The 16,139-nt window shown below is 72.3% G+C and carries 15 protein-coding genes and 1 tRNA gene; 7 read left to right on the forward strand and 9 right to left on the reverse strand.

Annotation, left to right across the window (positions count from 1 at the left end; translation table 11 throughout):
• Positions 1-85 precede the first annotated feature (85 nt).
• The 7 genes from ACFY0U_RS18530 to ACFY0U_RS18560 all read left to right on the forward strand — a co-directional run bounded on the left by ACFY0U_RS18530 (position 86) and on the right by ACFY0U_RS18560 (position 6,828).
• Positions 86-412 (forward strand): hypothetical protein, encoded by a 327-nt coding sequence (locus ACFY0U_RS18530; RefSeq protein ID WP_388636529.1) that lies wholly within the window; start codon positions 86-88, stop codon positions 410-412.
• Positions 413-477: 65 nt separating this feature from the next.
• Positions 478-1,257, forward strand: a complete 780-nt coding sequence (locus ACFY0U_RS18535; protein WP_388636531.1) for a hypothetical protein — start codon at positions 478-480, stop codon at positions 1,255-1,257.
• 118 nt (positions 1,258-1,375) lie between these two features.
• Complete coding sequence (locus ACFY0U_RS18540) at positions 1,376-2,179, forward strand: SAM-dependent methyltransferase (protein ID WP_388636533.1); 804 nt, start codon at positions 1,376-1,378, stop codon at positions 2,177-2,179.
• Positions 2,180-2,209: 30 nt separating this feature from the next.
• On the forward strand, positions 2,210-3,613 hold the full coding sequence (locus tag ACFY0U_RS18545; protein ID WP_388636535.1) for a glutamine synthetase family protein: 1,404 nt from the start codon (positions 2,210-2,212) through the stop codon (positions 3,611-3,613).
• 1 nt (position 3,614) lies between these two features.
• The gene (locus tag ACFY0U_RS18550) at positions 3,615-4,715 is read left to right on the forward strand and encodes an amidohydrolase family protein (RefSeq protein ID WP_388636537.1); all 1,101 of its coding nucleotides are present in this window, start codon (positions 3,615-3,617) and stop codon (positions 4,713-4,715) included.
• Positions 4,716-4,730: 15 nt separating this feature from the next.
• Positions 4,731-5,267, forward strand: coding sequence for an NUDIX hydrolase family protein (locus ACFY0U_RS18555; protein WP_388636539.1), 537 nt, complete (start codon positions 4,731-4,733; stop codon positions 5,265-5,267).
• Between the two features lie 292 nt (positions 5,268-5,559).
• A complete protein-coding gene (locus ACFY0U_RS18560; RefSeq protein ID WP_388636541.1) occupies positions 5,560-6,828 on the forward strand; it encodes an LPXTG cell wall anchor domain-containing protein in 1,269 nt (422 codons plus the stop codon).
• Positions 6,829-6,834: 6 nt separating this feature from the next.
• Here the strand turns inward: ACFY0U_RS18560 and ACFY0U_RS18565 are convergent, their stop codons facing one another.
• From ACFY0U_RS18565 to ACFY0U_RS18605, 9 genes are all read right to left on the reverse strand, one after another.
• The gene (locus ACFY0U_RS18565) at positions 6,835-9,333 is read right to left on the reverse strand and encodes a DUF4132 domain-containing protein (protein ID WP_388636543.1); all 2,499 of its coding nucleotides are present in this window, start codon (positions 9,331-9,333) and stop codon (positions 6,835-6,837) included.
• Positions 9,334-9,428: 95 nt separating this feature from the next.
• Positions 9,429-9,502, reverse strand: a tRNA-Pro gene (locus tag ACFY0U_RS18570).
• An 81-nt stretch (positions 9,503-9,583) separates the two neighbouring features.
• Entirely contained in the window at positions 9,584-10,876 is a 1,293-nt protein-coding gene (locus tag ACFY0U_RS18575) for an MFS transporter (protein WP_388636545.1), read from the reverse strand.
• A gap of 160 nt (positions 10,877-11,036) precedes the next feature.
• Complete coding sequence (locus tag ACFY0U_RS18580; RefSeq protein ID WP_388636547.1) at positions 11,037-11,396, reverse strand: MmcQ/YjbR family DNA-binding protein; 360 nt, start codon at positions 11,394-11,396, stop codon at positions 11,037-11,039.
• A gap of 30 nt (positions 11,397-11,426) precedes the next feature.
• Positions 11,427-11,960, reverse strand: coding sequence for a GNAT family N-acetyltransferase (locus ACFY0U_RS18585; protein WP_388636549.1), 534 nt, complete (start codon positions 11,958-11,960; stop codon positions 11,427-11,429).
• Positions 11,957-12,544 carry a helix-turn-helix domain-containing protein gene (locus tag ACFY0U_RS18590; RefSeq protein ID WP_388636551.1) on the reverse strand — a complete coding sequence of 196 codons (588 nt, stop codon included), beginning with the start codon at positions 12,542-12,544 and terminating at the stop codon, positions 11,957-11,959. The genes ACFY0U_RS18585 and ACFY0U_RS18590 overlap by 4 nt, the downstream gene beginning before the upstream one ends.
• Before the next feature lie 48 nt (positions 12,545-12,592).
• On the reverse strand, positions 12,593-13,966 hold the full coding sequence (locus tag ACFY0U_RS18595; protein ID WP_388636553.1) for a B12-binding domain-containing radical SAM protein: 1,374 nt from the start codon (positions 13,964-13,966) through the stop codon (positions 12,593-12,595).
• A 36-nt stretch (positions 13,967-14,002) separates the two neighbouring features.
• Positions 14,003-14,905 (reverse strand): LysR family transcriptional regulator, encoded by a 903-nt coding sequence (locus ACFY0U_RS18600; protein ID WP_388636555.1) that lies wholly within the window; start codon positions 14,903-14,905, stop codon positions 14,003-14,005.
• Positions 14,906-14,942: 37 nt separating this feature from the next.
• Positions 14,943-16,136: a glycine C-acetyltransferase gene (locus ACFY0U_RS18605; RefSeq protein WP_388636557.1), complete on the reverse strand. Its 1,194-nt coding sequence runs from the start codon at positions 16,134-16,136 to the stop codon at positions 14,943-14,945.
• Between the last annotated feature and the right edge of the window lie 3 nt (positions 16,137-16,139).

Genomic DNA, 16,139 nt, shown 5'->3' on the forward strand with positions numbered 1-16,139 from the left:
GGGCATGCCGGGCGGGTCGTTCGAGTTGCCGTACCCCGCACGCCGTCATCTGCTGGGGCCGACGCCCTCACGCGACGGAGGACCCATGACGGAGGAGCCCCGATCGGTGCCGGAGACCTTCGCGTTCACCTGCGGAGACTGCGGCCACACCTGGGAGGCCACCTTCCAGGTCATGTTCTTCACCGACCCGCTGGACGCCTCCGGCCTGACCACACAGGAGTACGTCGACGAGGCGGGCAGGGCCATGAGGTCACCCCTCGCGGACGCGGTCTGCCCCCGATGCGGCGGCCGCAAGGTGCACGTCCTGGAGGCCGGGCTCGCCGAACGCGCCCGGCGCGCGGAACACGAGCCCCGTGCCCGCCACGAGCACCGCCTGCATCTCCCCCACCGCTCACCCGAACGGTCCGACTGAGCTGGTGAGCCGCACGGGCCGGTGATGCGCTGGAGGCACACCCACGCCCCCAGGAGGCATCCGCGATGACCCGTCGTCCGTCCCGACCCGCCCGCGTCCTCGCCCCGGCCCTGGCCGCGACCGTGCTGCTGACCTGTGCGGCCTGCTCGGACGACGACAAGGACTCCCGCGACTCGGCCATCGGCGCCTCCCCCCTGGCCGCCGACTCCCCGACCGCCTCCGCCGCGCCCCGCCTCACCGAGGCCACGGCACGCCAGGCCCTCATCACCGAGACCGACCTGGAGGACGACTGGACGAAGGTCGACGACGCCGCGACCTGGCGCGACAGCCTGCTCATCGGCAAGGTCGACGTGGCCGACTTCCTCACCGCCAAGGCGGACGCCGCCGACTGCCAGAAGCTCCTCGACGGCCTCTACAGCGACACCCTGCTGGGCGAGCCGTCCGGCGCCTCCGCGCTCACCGGCTTCGAGGAGGGGGACTCCCGGCTGCTCTACCAGGTGGGCGCCTACCAGCGGGCGGGCCTCGACGCCTCCCTGGCCTGGCTGAAGTCCCTGCCGGCCAAGTGCGACCAGTTCACCGCGGTCGACTCGGCGGGCGACCGGCGCACGGTCCAGGTCACCGAGGCCTCGGTGCCCGAGGAGGGCGACGCGCGGCAGGGGCTGCGGGTGACCGTCCAGGGCACGTCCGGCGGCGACCCGGCCACCCTCACCCTGGACGTCGCCGCCGTACGCGTCGGCACGGACGCGATCACGGTGACGGCCGGTGGCCTCGACGGCGACGAGGACGACTCGGTCGAGGACGCGGTGCGCGCGGGCACGAAGCGCCTCGACGACGTACTGAGCTAGGACAACCCCTCTTTCCCGCCGCCCACTTGAGCCGATTCCGGGACAGCTTGATCATCCGGCGGCACAATGGCGAGGACGGCCCGCCGCCGCGGTCGTCGGGGCGAGGAGAGGACGAGACGTGAGTGACAGCCCGGACGTGCCGTCGAGGCTGAACACCGGTGTCGCGCACAACGCGCGTGTGTGGAACTACTGGATCGGCGGCAAGGACAACTACGAGGTCGACCAGCGGGTCGGCGAGCATGTCGCCGGGATGTTCCCGATCATCCGGGCCATCGCCCGTGCCGACCGCGACTTCCTCGGCCGGGCCGTGCGGTATCTCGCCGCCGAGCGCGGGGTGAGGCAGTTCCTGGACATCGGCACCGGCCTGCCGACGGTGGACAACACCCACGAGATCGCCCAGCGCATCGCCCCGGACGCGCGGATCGTCTACGTCGACAACGACCCCATCGTCCTCGCCCACGCCCGCACCCTGCTCACCAGCACCCACGAGGGCGTCACCGACTACATCGACTCCGACGTCCACGAGCCGGAGGCGATCCTCGAACGCGCGGCGCGCACCCTGGACTTCACCCAGCCCGTCGCGGTGATGATGCTGGGCATCCTCAACTTCGTGCTCGACTACGACAAGGCCCGGGACATCGTCCGCCGGGTCCTGGCCGAGGTCCCCTCGGGCAGCTATCTGGTGCTGACCCACCCCACCTTCGACGACGCCCTCGGCGGCGCCGGCCAGATCCCGGCCATGAAGTTCTGGAACGAGAACGCCACCCCGCCGATCACCGCCCGCAGCGGCACCGACATCGCCGCGTTCTTCGACGGCCTGGAGCTCCTGGAGCCGGGGCTGGTGTCGTGCTCGCAGTGGCGCGCGGACTCCGACTCCCCGGGCGCGGTACCGCAGTTCGGCGCGGTGGCCGTGAAACCCTGACGCGCAGGCCCGGCCCGTCGTGGAGGACGTATGAGCACCCTTGCCGACCCCGTACCCGGCGGACGTCCCGGTGACGTCGACCGTGCCACCGCCCTGGGCGGCGAGCTGTCCGGGAGAGGTGTGCACGGGATCGTGCTGTCCTACGTCGACACCGCGGGCGTCGGCCGGGTGAAGACGATCCCGACGGCCAAGCTGGCGTCCGCCGCGGCCTGGGGCGTCGGTATGTCGCCGGTCTTCGACACCTTCCTGGCGAACGACTCCATCGTCACCACCGACGTCCTCGGCTCCCCGGACGGCGACCTGCGCCTCTACCCCGACCTCGACCACCTCGTGGTCCTCGCCGGGCAACCCGGCTGGGCCTGGGCGCCGGTCGACCGCGTCACCCAGGAGGGCGAGCGGCACCCGGGCTGCACCCGCACCTTCCTGCGCCGGATCGTCGCGGACGCGGAGCAAAGGCACGGCATCACCTTCAAGGCGGCCGTCGAGATCGAGTGGGCGGTCGGCCAAGGCCCGTCGGCCGACGGGAAGTTCGTCCCGGCCCTGTCGGGTCCGGCGTACGGCGCGATCCGCCAGGTCGAGCTCAGCGACTGCACCGCCGACCTGCTGGCCGCCCTCGCGGCACAGGGCATCGACGTCGACCAGCTCCATCCCGAGTACGCGGCAGGACAGTTCGAGGTCTCGGTGGGCGCCCTGGACCCGGTGGCGGCGGCCGACCGGAGCGTGCTGGTGCGGCAGACGATCCGCGCGGTGGCCCAACGGCACGGCCTGGTGGTGTCGTTCGCCCCCGCGGTCTTCGCCGAGGGCGTCGGCAACGGCGGACACCTCCACCTCTCCGCATGGCGGGACGGTACGAACCTGCACTCCGGCGGCGACGGCCGGTACGGCATGACGGCGGAGGCGGAGTCCTTCGCGGCGGGGATCCTCAGTCACCTGCCGGCCCTGACCGCGGTCACCGCCCCGAGCCCGGCCAGCTATCTGCGCCTCAAACCCTCCCAGTGGGCCGGGGTGTTCACCGCCTGGGGCCGCGAGACCCGCGAGGCGGCGGTACGGATCGTCACCGGCACCCTGGGCCTGCACGACCAGGCGGCCAATCTGGAGGTCAAACCGGTCGACCTGGCCGCCAACCCGTATCTCGCCCTCGGCGCGGTGATCACGGCGGGCCTGGAGGGCATCCGGCGGGCGTCGAAGCTGCCCCAGGAGACCACTGGAGACCCTGCTCGGCTCAGCGCCGACGAGGCGAAGTCACGCGACGTACGGCGGCTACCGACGACGCTGTCCGAGGCGGTGGCGGAGTTCCGCGAGGACCAGGCGCTGCGCGGCGCCCTGGGCCCGGTCCTCGCCGACGCCGTGATCGCCGTACGGGAAGGCGAGATCGCGGCCGTGGCCGGGCTGGACGACGAGCGGGTCGCGGCGGCGTACCGCTGGAAGTACTGACATGGGCGCGGTCCACGAGGCGCTCGCCGCCCTGAGCCTGGTCGACCACCACTGCCACGGTGTCATGACCACCGACCTGGACCGGCCCGGCTTCGAGTCGCTGCTGACCGAGGGCGACCGCTGGCCGGGCAGTTCGCCCTTCGACACCCCGGTGGGCGTGGCCGTACGCCGCCACTGCGCACCGCTGCTGGACCTGGACCGCCACGCCCCGCCGCAGGAGTACCTGGCACGGCGGACGGAACTGGGCCGGCAGGAGGTGAACCGCCGCTTCCTGGCCGCCGCGGGCACCGGCACCTACTGCGTGGACACCGGGTACGGTCCGACCGAGCTGGCCGCGGACGACGTGTACGAGGTCGTCCGGCTGGAGAGCGTCGAGGAGGCGATGGCGGCCGAGGGCGTGGAGCCCGACGCGTACGCGGGGGCCTTCCTCGCGGCCGCGCGGAAGGCGGTGGGGCGGCCGGGCGTGGTGGCGGTGAAGTCCGTGGCGGCCTACCGGACGGGCTTCGACCTGGATCCGGCGCGTCCGTCGGCGGCGGAGGTCGAGCGGGCGGCGCGGCGGCGGCTGGCGGTGGGCGGCCGCCTGGAGGACCCGGTCCTGGTGCGGAACCTGCTGTGGACGGCCGTCGACCTGGGCCTCCCGCTCCAGCTGCACACGGGGTTCGGCGACAACGACATCCGGCTGCACCGGGTGGACCCCACGCACCTCACGGACTGGCTGCATCTGACCGCCGGTACGATCCCGGTACTGCTCCTGCACTGCTGGCCCTACCAGCGGCAGGCCGGCTATCTGGCGGCGGTCTTCGAGCAGGTGTACCTGGATGTGGGCCTGACCCTGCACCATGTCGGCCCGGCCCGGGCGCGGGCGGTACTGGAGGAGGCGCTGGAGATCACACCGTTCCGCAAACTGCTGTACAGCTCCGACGCGTACGGTCTGTCCGAGTTCTACGCGCTCGGCGCGCTGTCCTTCCGCAAGGGCCTGGGTGAGCTGCTCCAGGACCGGGTGGACGAGGACGAGCTGAGCCTGTCCGACGCGCTGCGGCTCGCAGAGTGGGCGGGAGCACACAATGCCCGTCGGGTCTACGGCCTTTCCGGCCCCTCCTGAAAGTATGATCAAGCAATGTCTGACATGACCGAAACCACGCCCGGCTGGCTGACTACGGACGACCTCGAGCAGGCCCGCGCCCGTATGCCGATCCTGTACGTCGAGGCTGTGCCCGTGCGCGTCGACGACAGCGGCGAGGTCACCAGCGTCGGCCTGCTGCTGCGTATCGGCCCCGACGGGACGGTCAGCCGGACGCTGGTCTCCGGCCGCGTGCTGCACCATGAGCGTGTCCGCGACGCCCTCATGCGGAACCTGGAGAAGGACCTCGGCCCGGTGGCGCTGCCCCGTATCCCGGCGGCCCCGCAGCCCTTCACGGTGGCCGAGTACTTCCCGACGCAGGGCATCACGCCGTACCACGACCCCCGTCAGCACGCGGTGTCGCTGGCCTACGTCGTCCCGGTGACCGGCGACTGCCGTCCCCGCCAGGACGCCCTGGACCTGGTCTGGTTCAGCCCCCAGGACGCCGTGTCGGAGGCGGTGCAGAGCGAGATGCCCGGCGGGCACGGGGTGCTGCTGAAGCAGGCGCTGGCACATCTGGGCTGCGCGGTCTGACCGACCGGCGCCACTCGGCGTTGCGCCGGGTCGTGCTCGGCTCGCCCGTGTCCCGCTGTCACTCGACGACCAGTTCGTCCTTGGTGGATGCGCGCCGCGTCCGGCCGTCCGGCGCCGCACGCTGTGGATTCCGGGGCCGTCGGGTGCTCAAGCGTTTCACCCGAGCAAACCGAGACCTCACGAATCCCTGAGGAGTACAACCATTCGGCGACCGTTGACGTCTCACTCCCGGGAACTGGCGTTCCCCGCAGTTCGACCGTCCGCCACCGCCGATTCACCCAGAGGGACCCGCATGTTCCAGGCCGTTCCCGGCTCTCGTACGCTCCGACAGACCACCGGTGCGCTCGGCGCCCTCGCGCTGATGGCCCTGGGCGCCGCGCCCGCCGTCGCCGACGACGCCGCGCCCGAACTGGTGCTGGGGGAGATCGCGCCCGTGACGGGGCTGAAGCCGGGCACCTCCTTCGACGTTCCGGTCTCCTTCACGAACACGGGCACCGAGGCGCTCGCCAAGGTCTGGGTGTCGTACTCCCTCACCCAGGGGCTGAGCCACACCGACCTTCCCTCCAACTGCGTGCGCTACGAGGTCGGTTCCTTCGACGAGGCGCCCAGTTACTCCGACGCGGTCTGTGAGTTCGACCAGACCGTGGAGCCCGGGGTCGTCTACGCGCCCGAGAAGTCACAGGAGTTCAAGGCCCTCGCCAAGGCCTACACCGATGAACTCCGCGCCGTCGTGTCCGCGGACGACCCCGCGCCCACGGAGGGCGTCGACGAGGGGCCGGTGCCCGGGACCGGCCCCGCCATCAAGCTGGTCGAGCAGCCCGACGCCACCCCGGCCGCCCCGGGCTCCGGCGAGCACGAGGGCTGGGACGCCGCCGACGTGCCGGTGCAGGCGGTCAACACGGCCGACTTCCAGGTGTCCGGGGCGCAGTTGAAGGGAAAGGTCGGCGAAACCCTGTCCTTCGAGGTGAAGTTCACCAACGCCGGACCCGCGTGGGTGCGCAGGGAGTCCGGCACCGGGGCGACCAAGGTCGTGGTGCGGGTGCCCGCGGGGACGACCGTGACCAAGGCGCACGGCTTCTGCGACAAGATCGCGTCCCGTACGTACGAGTGCGGCACCAGCCAGGCCTGGGTCGACCCGGGTGCCGGCGAGCGCTACGACTTCAAGCTGCGGATCGACAAGGCGGTGGCCGGGGCCAAGGGTTCGGTGAAGCTGGCCGGTGAGCCCAGGCCGTTCGACGAGAACACGGCGAACGACACCGCCGCCATCCAGCTCGACGTCGCCGGCAGCGGCGGATCGACGGGCGGGGGCGGCTCCGCGAACGGGGGCGGGTCCACGGGCGGCGGAGGCTCCACGGCCACGCCGAGCGCCGGCGCCACCGACGACGGCGGTTCCACGTCCTCCACTGGCGGCTCCGGCACGGGCGGCTCCTCCACCGTCGACGGCGACCTGGCGAGCACCGGATCGTCCTCGACGCTGCCCCTCGCGGGGGCGGCGGCCGCGGCCGTCGCCGTCGGAACCGGTGCCGTGCTGGTCGTGCGACGCCGCAAGGCCCGCCAGTAGCGGTCCTCAGCCACCTCTCTTTATTTGCCGCAGGATCGTCTCGTCGCTGATCTTCGTGTCGGCGGCGAGGAGGTGGGCCTTGCTGAGAATCAGCGAGAGCCGGTCGTCCTCGAACGGCAGGAACACCTTGCCCTCGGTCCTGCGGCGCGCCGGGACGATGCACAGGTAGGAGTCGTCCGGCTCCATCAGGATGTTCGCCGAGCCGAGATGGATCCGGTACGTCCGCAGGTCGCCCCGGACCACCAGGAAGCGGCCGCCGAGGGTGCACCGGTCGGCGATCTTGAGGCGCGGCAGGATCCGTTCCAGCGCCTCCCGGCGGACCTCGGCGCTCGCCGTCAGGTCGCCGAAGCCGGCTCTGCGCCAGTAGGCGGCGTGCCGGCTCTCGCCCCGGTCGCTCCACTCGGGGTCCGCCGCGATGGAGGTGACGCCCACGAACAGGTCGACGTCGCGCATCGCCTCGCTGAACACCAGCGGTGGCACCTCGGCCAGCGGGGTCTCGCGCCAGCGCCGGCCGTCCCGTCTCTCGAAGCGCACCTGGTCGGTGGCGGCGCGCTCGACGTCGTAGCCCCCGTCGTCCTCGGGTTCGTGGTGGAAGCAGACCCGCCACCGGCCGTCGGCGAACTCGGCCCGGGCCTCCCCGTCGTGACCGCCGTCGTAGCGCCCGAGGAAGTTGGTCTGCCAGCCGCGCTCCTTGAACAGCGCGTAGAGCTGCCGGTAGTGGACGATGTGCCCGGCGAACCGGTTGGAGTAGACGCCGGTCTCCTCCTCGGCCGGGGTGAGCAGATAGAGCTCCCGGAAGGCCTGCTTGAACGGCTGCCGCAGCCGTTCGCCGACGATCCGCTCCCGCCACGCCCTGATCTCGTCCACCGAGGCCCGGATGGGGTGCCACAGCCGCACGCGCACGGGCTCCCCACCGGCCTCCGTCCCGGTCTCACCGGGCGACACGGCCCGCCACGTGCCGTCCGCGCCCTGGAACTCCCAGATCAGCCCCCGGACGAGCACCCCCGTGACCGGGTGGTCGCGGTAGTGGCGACACCATGTGTCGTACGGCCATTCCCGCGCCGCCGACATCAGGGCCTCGACCCGGCCCCGCTCCCCCGCCAGCGTGCCGCGCACCTCTCTGACCAGGGCCTTCAGCTCCTTGAGCGCGTCGGGGAAGCCGTCCTTCAGCGCTGCGGGCGCCGTGCGGGACGTCCGCCCGTCGGGGGCGGTGAAGCCGATCCGTACGGTCGTGGCGTCCTCGATCTCCACCCGGACCCGGTGGCCCCCCACCTCGCGTTCCAGCGAGCCGTCCGCCGCCAGGCCGTGGTCGGGCACGCTGCGCTCGACAAGTTGCTCCGGGGTGATGCCCTGCCGTCCGGCGGCCGTCGTGAGCGCGGTGTCGAGCTGCTTGCGCAGACCCCGGTGCCGGATCCGGGACCGGAGCCGCCACAGTGACTCCAGGGCGGCCTGGTCGTCGATCTCGGCCAGCGCGTTGATCGCGGCGCCCGCGAGCCTGAGGTCCTCGACGACTCCGGTCGACCGGGTGCCGCCGGTGCGCAGCGCCAGGGCGTCGAGGTTCGGCACCGCGGCCGGGCCGGTGGTCAGGGCGGCGGCCCAGACGGTGCCGCGCGCGAGGTCGCCGTGGTTCTGGTGGACGACGTAGTGGTGGTGACGGTCGCCGTACGTCCACACGAGGTTTCCGTGCTCCCTGCTGCACAGCGGCTCGCCCTCGGCCAGCGCCCGCAGGGTTTCGGCGACCGTGCCCGCTGCCCCTGCCGCCTCGACCGCCGTGAGGCATGCGCGGCGCCAGCGCTGGGTGGGACGCGGTCCCGTCAGGCTCGCCAAGTGGCGTACGAGTACGGCCAGTTCGGCGGTGGGAGCCTCGGTCGCACGGGCGCGGAGCGGGGCGGCCCAGGGCGCCTGTGCGGGGATGAGGCCGTCGGGGATCTCCGCGCCGTCCACGAGCGCCAGCAGGGTGCGCAGCCGGCGGGCGAGGGCGGCTGCTCCTGATCCGATCTCCGTGTCCAGGAGCTCCGTGTGCGCCCACCGCAGCCAGGGCGCGAGCGCACGGAGGTCCTCGGCGTCGAGCCCCTCCGCGGCGGTCAGGGCGGACTCGAGTGCGCCGGCGAACCAGAAGCCCATCTCGTACTCGGCGGAGCGCAGCAGCATCACCGCGACCTCGGCGGGCGTCCACCCGCGCACCCGCGAGACCAGGGAGTCGATCTCGGAGCTGTAGTGCCACAGCGAGTCGCCGAAGCTCGCGGCCAGCAGCAGGCTCAGGACCGCGGCCCGGCCCTCCTCGTCCCCGCAGGCGGCGAGGCCCGCGTCGATCTGGGCCTGTATCCCCGCGTCCCGCGCATGGGACTGCTCGGGCGTGTACGCACCGTGCAGCCCCGCCGCGAACTCGGCTCGCTGCCGTTCCAGAAGATCGACGAGCCACCGCGCACGGGCGAGCGCGCCCGCCCGCACGTCGTCGAACGGGTCGTTCCTGCGGGCCTCGGCCACCAAGGTGTCGTAGAGCATGGCGGGATGATGGCAGGGGGCACTGACAATGCGATCACGTCAGGGAACGAGAAAGGGTCTCCACAGGCTCTCGCCTGTGAAGACCCTTCACACCGTCGGGACGACAGGATTTGAACCTGCGACCCCTTGACCCCCAGTCAAGTGCGCTACCAAGCTGCGCCACGTCCCGGTGTCCGTCTGACCTGGGCTTTCCCCCGGCCGAACGTGCAGGGAAACAATACCGCACTCGGGTCGGTGGTCGCGCACCCGTTTATTCGGGGCCGACGGTCCGGGGGCGGGCGTCGGCGCGCACGAGGTCGCGTATCGCGGGGACCGACAGCAGGGCGGCGCAGACGACGAGGCTGGTCGCACCGGCGACGAGGAGCACGTGGTCGGCGCCGAGGAGCGCGGCGGAGGGGCCGGCGAGGGCCTGGCCGACGGGCATCAGGGCGAGGGAGCCCGCCACGTCATAGGCGTGGATGCGGTTGAGTGCGTCCGCCGGGACCTGGGTCTGGACGCTGGTCGACCACATCACGCTCCAGAACGCCATACCCACCCCGGCGACCGCGGCGCCGGCCGCCATGGCCGGTACGTCGAGGCCGGCGCCGACGCTCGCCGGGAAGGCGCCGAAGCCGACCAGGGCGATGGCCCCGGCGCGGAGCATGCGGCGGGGGCGCAGGCGCAGCGCGAGCAGTCCGCCGATCACCGTGCCGGCGCCGAGGGCGGAGTTCACCAGGCCGTAGGCGCGCGGGCCGTGCTCCTGGACCACCTCGGTCGCGACCAGCGGGACGGTCGGGCCCGAGACGGCGATCATGTAGAGGCCCCAGATGGCGATCACGCCCCAGAGCCAGGTGCGGGACCGGAATTCCCGCCAGCCCTCGACCAGATCGGCTCCGAAGGTGCTGGTCCGCTGCGGGGTGGGGCCGTCGTCAGGGGCGCGCGGGGGCAGGCGGAGCAGGAGGAGGCACAGGGCGCTCACGGCGTAGGTGGTGGCGTGGGTCGCGAAGACGCCGCCGGGTGAGGCGAAGCCGACGAGCACGCCTGCGACGGCGGGGCCGGCCAGCTGGGCGCAGGCCTCGGCGACGCGTATCGCGCCGTTCGCGCCCTGGACGTCGGTGGCAAGGCGGCGCACCGTGCTCGCGACGCCGGGCTGGAACAGGGCGCCGGCCACGCCGTTGGTGAATCCGATGGCGCAGATCTGCCAGAGCACCACGTGCCCGGAGAAGAAAAGCGTGGCGGCCAGGGCCTGGGTGCCCACGCGGACCAGGTCGGCGCCGATCATCAGCCTGCGGGTGTCGAAGCGGTCCGCGATGACCCCGCCGAAGACGACGAGCCCGGCGAAGGCGGCGGCGGTGGCGGCCATGGCGAGACCGACCGCACCCGCCCCGTACCCGTGCTGGAGCAGGCCGGCGGCGAGCGCGACCGGCAGCATGGTGTCGCCGAGTCCGGCGACGGCCCGCGCGGCGAAGAACAGGGCGAAGTCCCGCGACCAGACGGCGGGGCTCGACGGCTTTCTCCCCTGGTCACCGACTACGCGTTCGGCGGGCGACGAGGTCCCGGTCACCGCTCACGCCCTCCCTTGCCGGTCCGCGTGCGCCTCGCTCCGGAACCGGCCCCGTGAGCCGCACACGCGCCCGCGATGACCGGGACGCCCGGCGCCTGGGCTCTCACAGCTCTCACGGTTCCGGATCATGCCACGCGGCCCGACGGCGGCCGAGGGAATTTCAGTCCGCGGCCGGTCTCCCCAACTCGGGGTGGCTCTCCAGGAGTCGGGTCGGGGCGGCCTGGCGCCAGGAGTCGGCGAGGATGTCCCGCAGTTCGTCCTCGTCCTCCAGCGCGGCGAGCCTGGCCCGCACCCAGGCGAACTGCGCCTCGTGCTCGGCGATCCAGAACTTCTCGGGCTCGGCCAGCACCAGTTCGTCCCGCTCCTCCTTGGGGCAGCGCACCGCGATGGAGGTCTCCTCCTCGGGCAGCGTGGCGAACATCTTGCCCGCGACCCGGAACGTGGGCATGCTCCAGGCGATCCTCTCCGTGGTGTCCGGCAGGGACAGGGCGATACGGCGTACGTCTTCGGCATCCGGCATGGCAGGCACCGTAGCGGCTCCCACTGACAATCACCTGGTGGGAGCGGCTGCTCCCAGTTGCTTGAAGTAGACGGTGGTCGGCCGGAGCACCCCGGCCGGGTCGGCCGCGTAGTCCGGGATCACACCGGCCCGGGTCCAGCCGGCCGTCGTGTAGAGGTGCTCCGCGGGGCTGTCGGTCTCGGTGTCGAGGTGGAGGAGGGTGATGCCGGCCGCGGCGGCCGCCTCCTCGGCCGTGGTCAGGAGCCTGCGACCGAGGCCCCGGCCCCGGGCGTCCCGGTGCACCATCAGTTTCACCAGTTCGGCGCGGTGGCGGCTGTTGGGCTTGTCGGGGAAGGCCAGGCTGACCGTGCCGACCACCCGCTCCCCGTCGTGGGCGGCCCAGATCGCGAGCGACCCGGCGGCCACACCGGCGGCCCGCTCCTTCCACCAGGCGGTGGCCTCGGCGTGGTCGAGCGGTCCGAGGAAGCCGATCGAGGCGCCCCCGTCCACGGTGTCGACCATCAGATCGGCCAACGCGTCCAGCCGGTCCAGGACTTCACTCTCGTCCAGGCGCGTCACGCTCACGGCAGCACCACCGCCAGGACATAGCGCACCGGCTCGGACCCGGCGCACCGGAACCGCGTCGGCCCCCACACCCGCAGCCGCAGACAGTCCCCGGCGTCGAGATGGTGCTCGACGTCCTGCGCGGTCACGTCGAGCGCCCCCTCCAGGACCCAGATGTGCTGTTCGAGGCCGGGTACGGGCGGCCGGTCGTACGCGATGTCGGCGCCCGGGGCGAGCCGCCCCTCGACGAGTTCGCCGCGCAGTCCGGTGTGCGGCGGCGACACGGACCGCCGTAGGAACCCGGAGGCCCGGTCCTCCCACACCTGCTGCTCGGCGGCCCGCACCAGCAGCGCGGGCTCGGCCTCGACCTCGCTGAGCAGCTGGGACATGGTCCGCCCGTAGACCCCGCACAGCCGGTTCAGCAGTGAGGCGGTCGGGCTGATCTCCGCCCGCTCGGCCCGCGACAGAGTCGACCTGCTCACTCCGCTGCGCTCCGCCAACTCCCCCAGCGACCAGCCGCGTTCGGCCCGCAGCTCGGCGAGGCGGGCGCCGAGCCGGGCGTCGACGGGGTCGGGCCCGGTCTCGACGACGACATCCTGTTTCATATCCGGGATGCTATCCCGGATATGGGACGCCGTTCATCGTGACCCCGCTCACTCCCGTCCGCCGAACGCCGCCAGCGTGCGCTCCAGCGCCGGCATCGCCCGCACCACCCGTTTCGAGCGGATCAGCAGGTCCCACGCGGGCTCGAACTTCTTCCAGCCGCCCGAGTAGGCGAGGTGCCGCAGCCGCTCATGACGGCCCGGCTGGGCCGCCGAGCCGCGCCAGATGTTGGACCAGCGGTAGAAGTCGCGGTACGCGCGCCAGTAGCCGTCCTCCAGCTGACGCGGTGTCATCCCCTTGGGCCGGTAGACGACATGGCGGGTGTCGTACAGGTCCCAGTCGCGGTGGACGATCCGGTCCTCGGCCTCCATCTGCTTCCACAGCCCCGTCGACGGATAGGGCGTCATGATGTGGAAGGTCGCCGTCTCGATGCCCTGCTCGACCGCCCAGGCGACGGTGCGGTCGAAGACGTCGGGGCCGTCCTGGTCGAGCCCGAAGACGAAGCTGGCGTTGACCATGACCCCGGCGTCGTGCAGGCGCCGCACCGCGGCCGCGTAGTCGGCGCCGATGTTCTGGTTCTTGCGGCGCTCGGCGAGGTTGGCGTCGTTGACGGTCTCGAAGCCGACGAACAGGCTGCGCAGGCCCGCCTCCACGGCCTTCTCCAACAGGTCCGGTCTCAGTACGGAGTTGACCGTGCCCGCCGCCTGCCACAGCCGCCCCATGCCCTTCATCCCGTCGAACAGGGCTTCCGCGAAGCGCCGGTTGCCCAGCAGATGGTCGTCGAGGAAGTAGAGGTGGCGGCCCGGCAGCCGGTCGATCTCCGCGAGGGCGTCGTCGACGGTCTGGGTGTAGAAGGACTTGCCGCCCTCGAAGAATGCGTCCTTGTAGCAGAAGTCGCAGTGGTGGGGGCAACCGCGCGACACCACGATCGAGTTGGGGACGAGATAGAGGTGACGCTTGATCAGGTCGCGTCGGATGGGCGGCAGTCCGGCCAGTGTCCGCAGGGTCGAGTCGTAGCGGCGGGCGGGGACTCCGTCGCGGAAGTCCTTCAGGAACAGGGGCCAGGTGTCCTCACCGGGGCCGGTGAAGACAGTGTCGGCGTGGGCCGCCGCCTCCTCGGGCAGTGAGGTGACGTGCAGGCCGCCCATGGCGACGTGGACGCCCCGGGCGCGGAAGTGGTCGGCTATCTCGTAGCCGCGTCCGGCCGAGGTGATGTACGGCTGGACGACCAGGAGGTCCGGGGTGTCGAGGGCTTCGAGATCGATCCGCTCCACGTGTTCGTCATAGAGGGTGATCTCGTCGTCGGGGTCCAGATAGCCGGCCAGGGTCGCCAGGCCCAGGGGCGGGAACAGCGAGTACTTGATGGGCCGGAACAGCGGGCTGGTCGCCTCGGTCAGGGCCGGGAGGATCATCGTCACACGCATGACAGCCCAGACTGCTTCCGGCCGGTGGCCGGTTCCCTACGGCTGGGACGCCTCTCCGAGCGCTTCCAGCACCGGGCGGATCAGCGGGTGCCCTTCCGCGCCGCGCCGTACGGCCGCGAAGACCCGGCGGGTGGGCGCGACCCCGTCGACGGGCCGTACGACCACGCCGGTGAAATCCATACCGATCAGCGCCGATCTCGGCACCAACGCCACCCCGGCACCGGCGGAGGCGAGGGCGACCACTGCCCGGAAGTCGTCCGAGGAGTGTTCCAGGCGGGGCTGGAACCCCGCGCTCTCACAGGCCAGCACCACCACGTCGTGACACGGATTTCCCGGGTACGGGCCGATCCACGGATCCTTCTCCAGCTCCGCCAGAGGGACCTCCTCCGCGTCCGCCAGGCGATGACCGACCGGCACGACCGCGTCGAACGGCTCGGCGTACAGCGGGACATGGGACAGTCGGGGGTCGTCGGCGGGCGGCGCCCCGCGGTACTCCACCGCCACCGCGACATCGACCTGGCGGTCCAGCACCATCGGCAGACTGGCGTCGCCCTCGGCGTCCTGGACGCGGATCCGGATGCCGGGCGCGGTGTCGGCGAGCCGGGCCACGGCAGGGGCGACGACCAGGGCGATGCCGGTCGCGAAGGAGGCGACGGTGACCGTGCCGGCCTCGCCGGAGCCGTACGCGGCGAGCTCGGCCTCGGCCCGCTCCAGCTGGGCGAGGACGGCGTTGGTGTGGCTGAGCAGGATCTCGCCGGCCGGAGTGAGCCGTACGCCCTTCGCGCCGCGCTCGACCAGGCGGTGCCCGGTCTCCTGCTCCAGCGCCGTGAGCTGCTGGGAGACCGCCGAGGGGGTGAGGTACAGCGCGGCGGCAGCCGCCGTCACCGTGCGGTGGTCGGCCACCGCACGGAGGATGTGGAGCCGCCGCGCTTCGATCATGAGATCGATTGTCTCAAATGCCCCCGTGTGCTCCGGCTCAGCCCTCCAGCTCCGCCCGGGCGGCGACGAAGGCGTCCACGGCCCGGTTCACGTCGTCCGTGGAGTGCGCCGCCGACAGCTGGACGCGGATGCGCGCCTGTCCCTGCGGTACGACCGGGTACGAGAAGCCGATCACGTACACGCCGCGCTCCAGCAGCAGCTCCGCCAGGCGCCCCGCCTTGCCCGCGTCCCCGATCATCACCGGGGCGATGGCGTGGTCGCCGGGCAGGATGTCGAAGCCTTCCTCGGTCATCCGGCGGCGGAACAGCGCGGTGTTCTCGGTGAGCCGAACGCGCAGGTCGTCCGCCGACTCCAGGAGGTCGAGCACCTTCAACGAGGCGGCGGCGATCACCGGGGCGAGGGTGTTCGAGAACAGGTACGGGCGGGAGCGCTGGCGCAGCAGGGCGACGATCTCCGCGCGGGCCGCCACATAGCCGCCGGACGCCCCGCCGAGCGCCTTGCCGAGCGTGCCGGTGATGATGTCCACGCGGTCCATCACCCCGTGCAGCTCGGGGGTGCCGCGGCCGCCGGGACCGACGAAGCCGACGGCATGGGAGTCGTCGACCATGACCATGGCGTCGTAGCGGTCCGCGAGGTCGCAGATCTCGCGCAGCGGCGCCACATAGCCGTCCATCGAGAACACGCCGTCGGTGACGATCAGCCGGCGGCGCGCGTCGGACGCGTCCTTCAACCGGTCTTCCAGGTCGGCCAGGTCACGGTTGGCGTAGCGAAAGCGGCGGGCCTTGGACAGACGGATGCCGTCGATGATCGAGGCGTGGTTGAGGGCGTCGGAGATCACCGCGTCCTCGGGGCCGAGGAGCGTCTCGAAGACACCGCCGTTGGCGTCGAAGCAGGACGAGTAGAGGATCGTGTCCTCCTGGCCGAGGAACGCCGACAGCCGCGCCTCCAGCTCCTTGTGCACCTCCTGCGTCCCGCAGATGAAGCGCACGGACGCCATGCCGTAGCCCCAGCGGTCCAGGGCCTCGTGGGCGGCGGCGACCACCTCGGGGTGGTCGGCGAGACCGAGGTAGTTGTTGGCGCAGAAGTTGAGGACCTCACCGGGCCGGCCGCCCGCGGTGACGGCGACGGCCCTGGACTGCGGCGTCCCGATGACGCGCTCGGGCTTGTGCAGACCGGCGGCGCGGATCTCGTCGAGGGTGGCGCGCAGGTCGTCGCGCACGGAGTCGAACATGAC

Origin of the sequence: Streptomyces sp. NPDC001536 (assembly GCF_042894505.1) — a bacterium.
GTDB lineage: Bacteria > Actinomycetota > Actinomycetes > Streptomycetales > Streptomycetaceae > Streptomyces.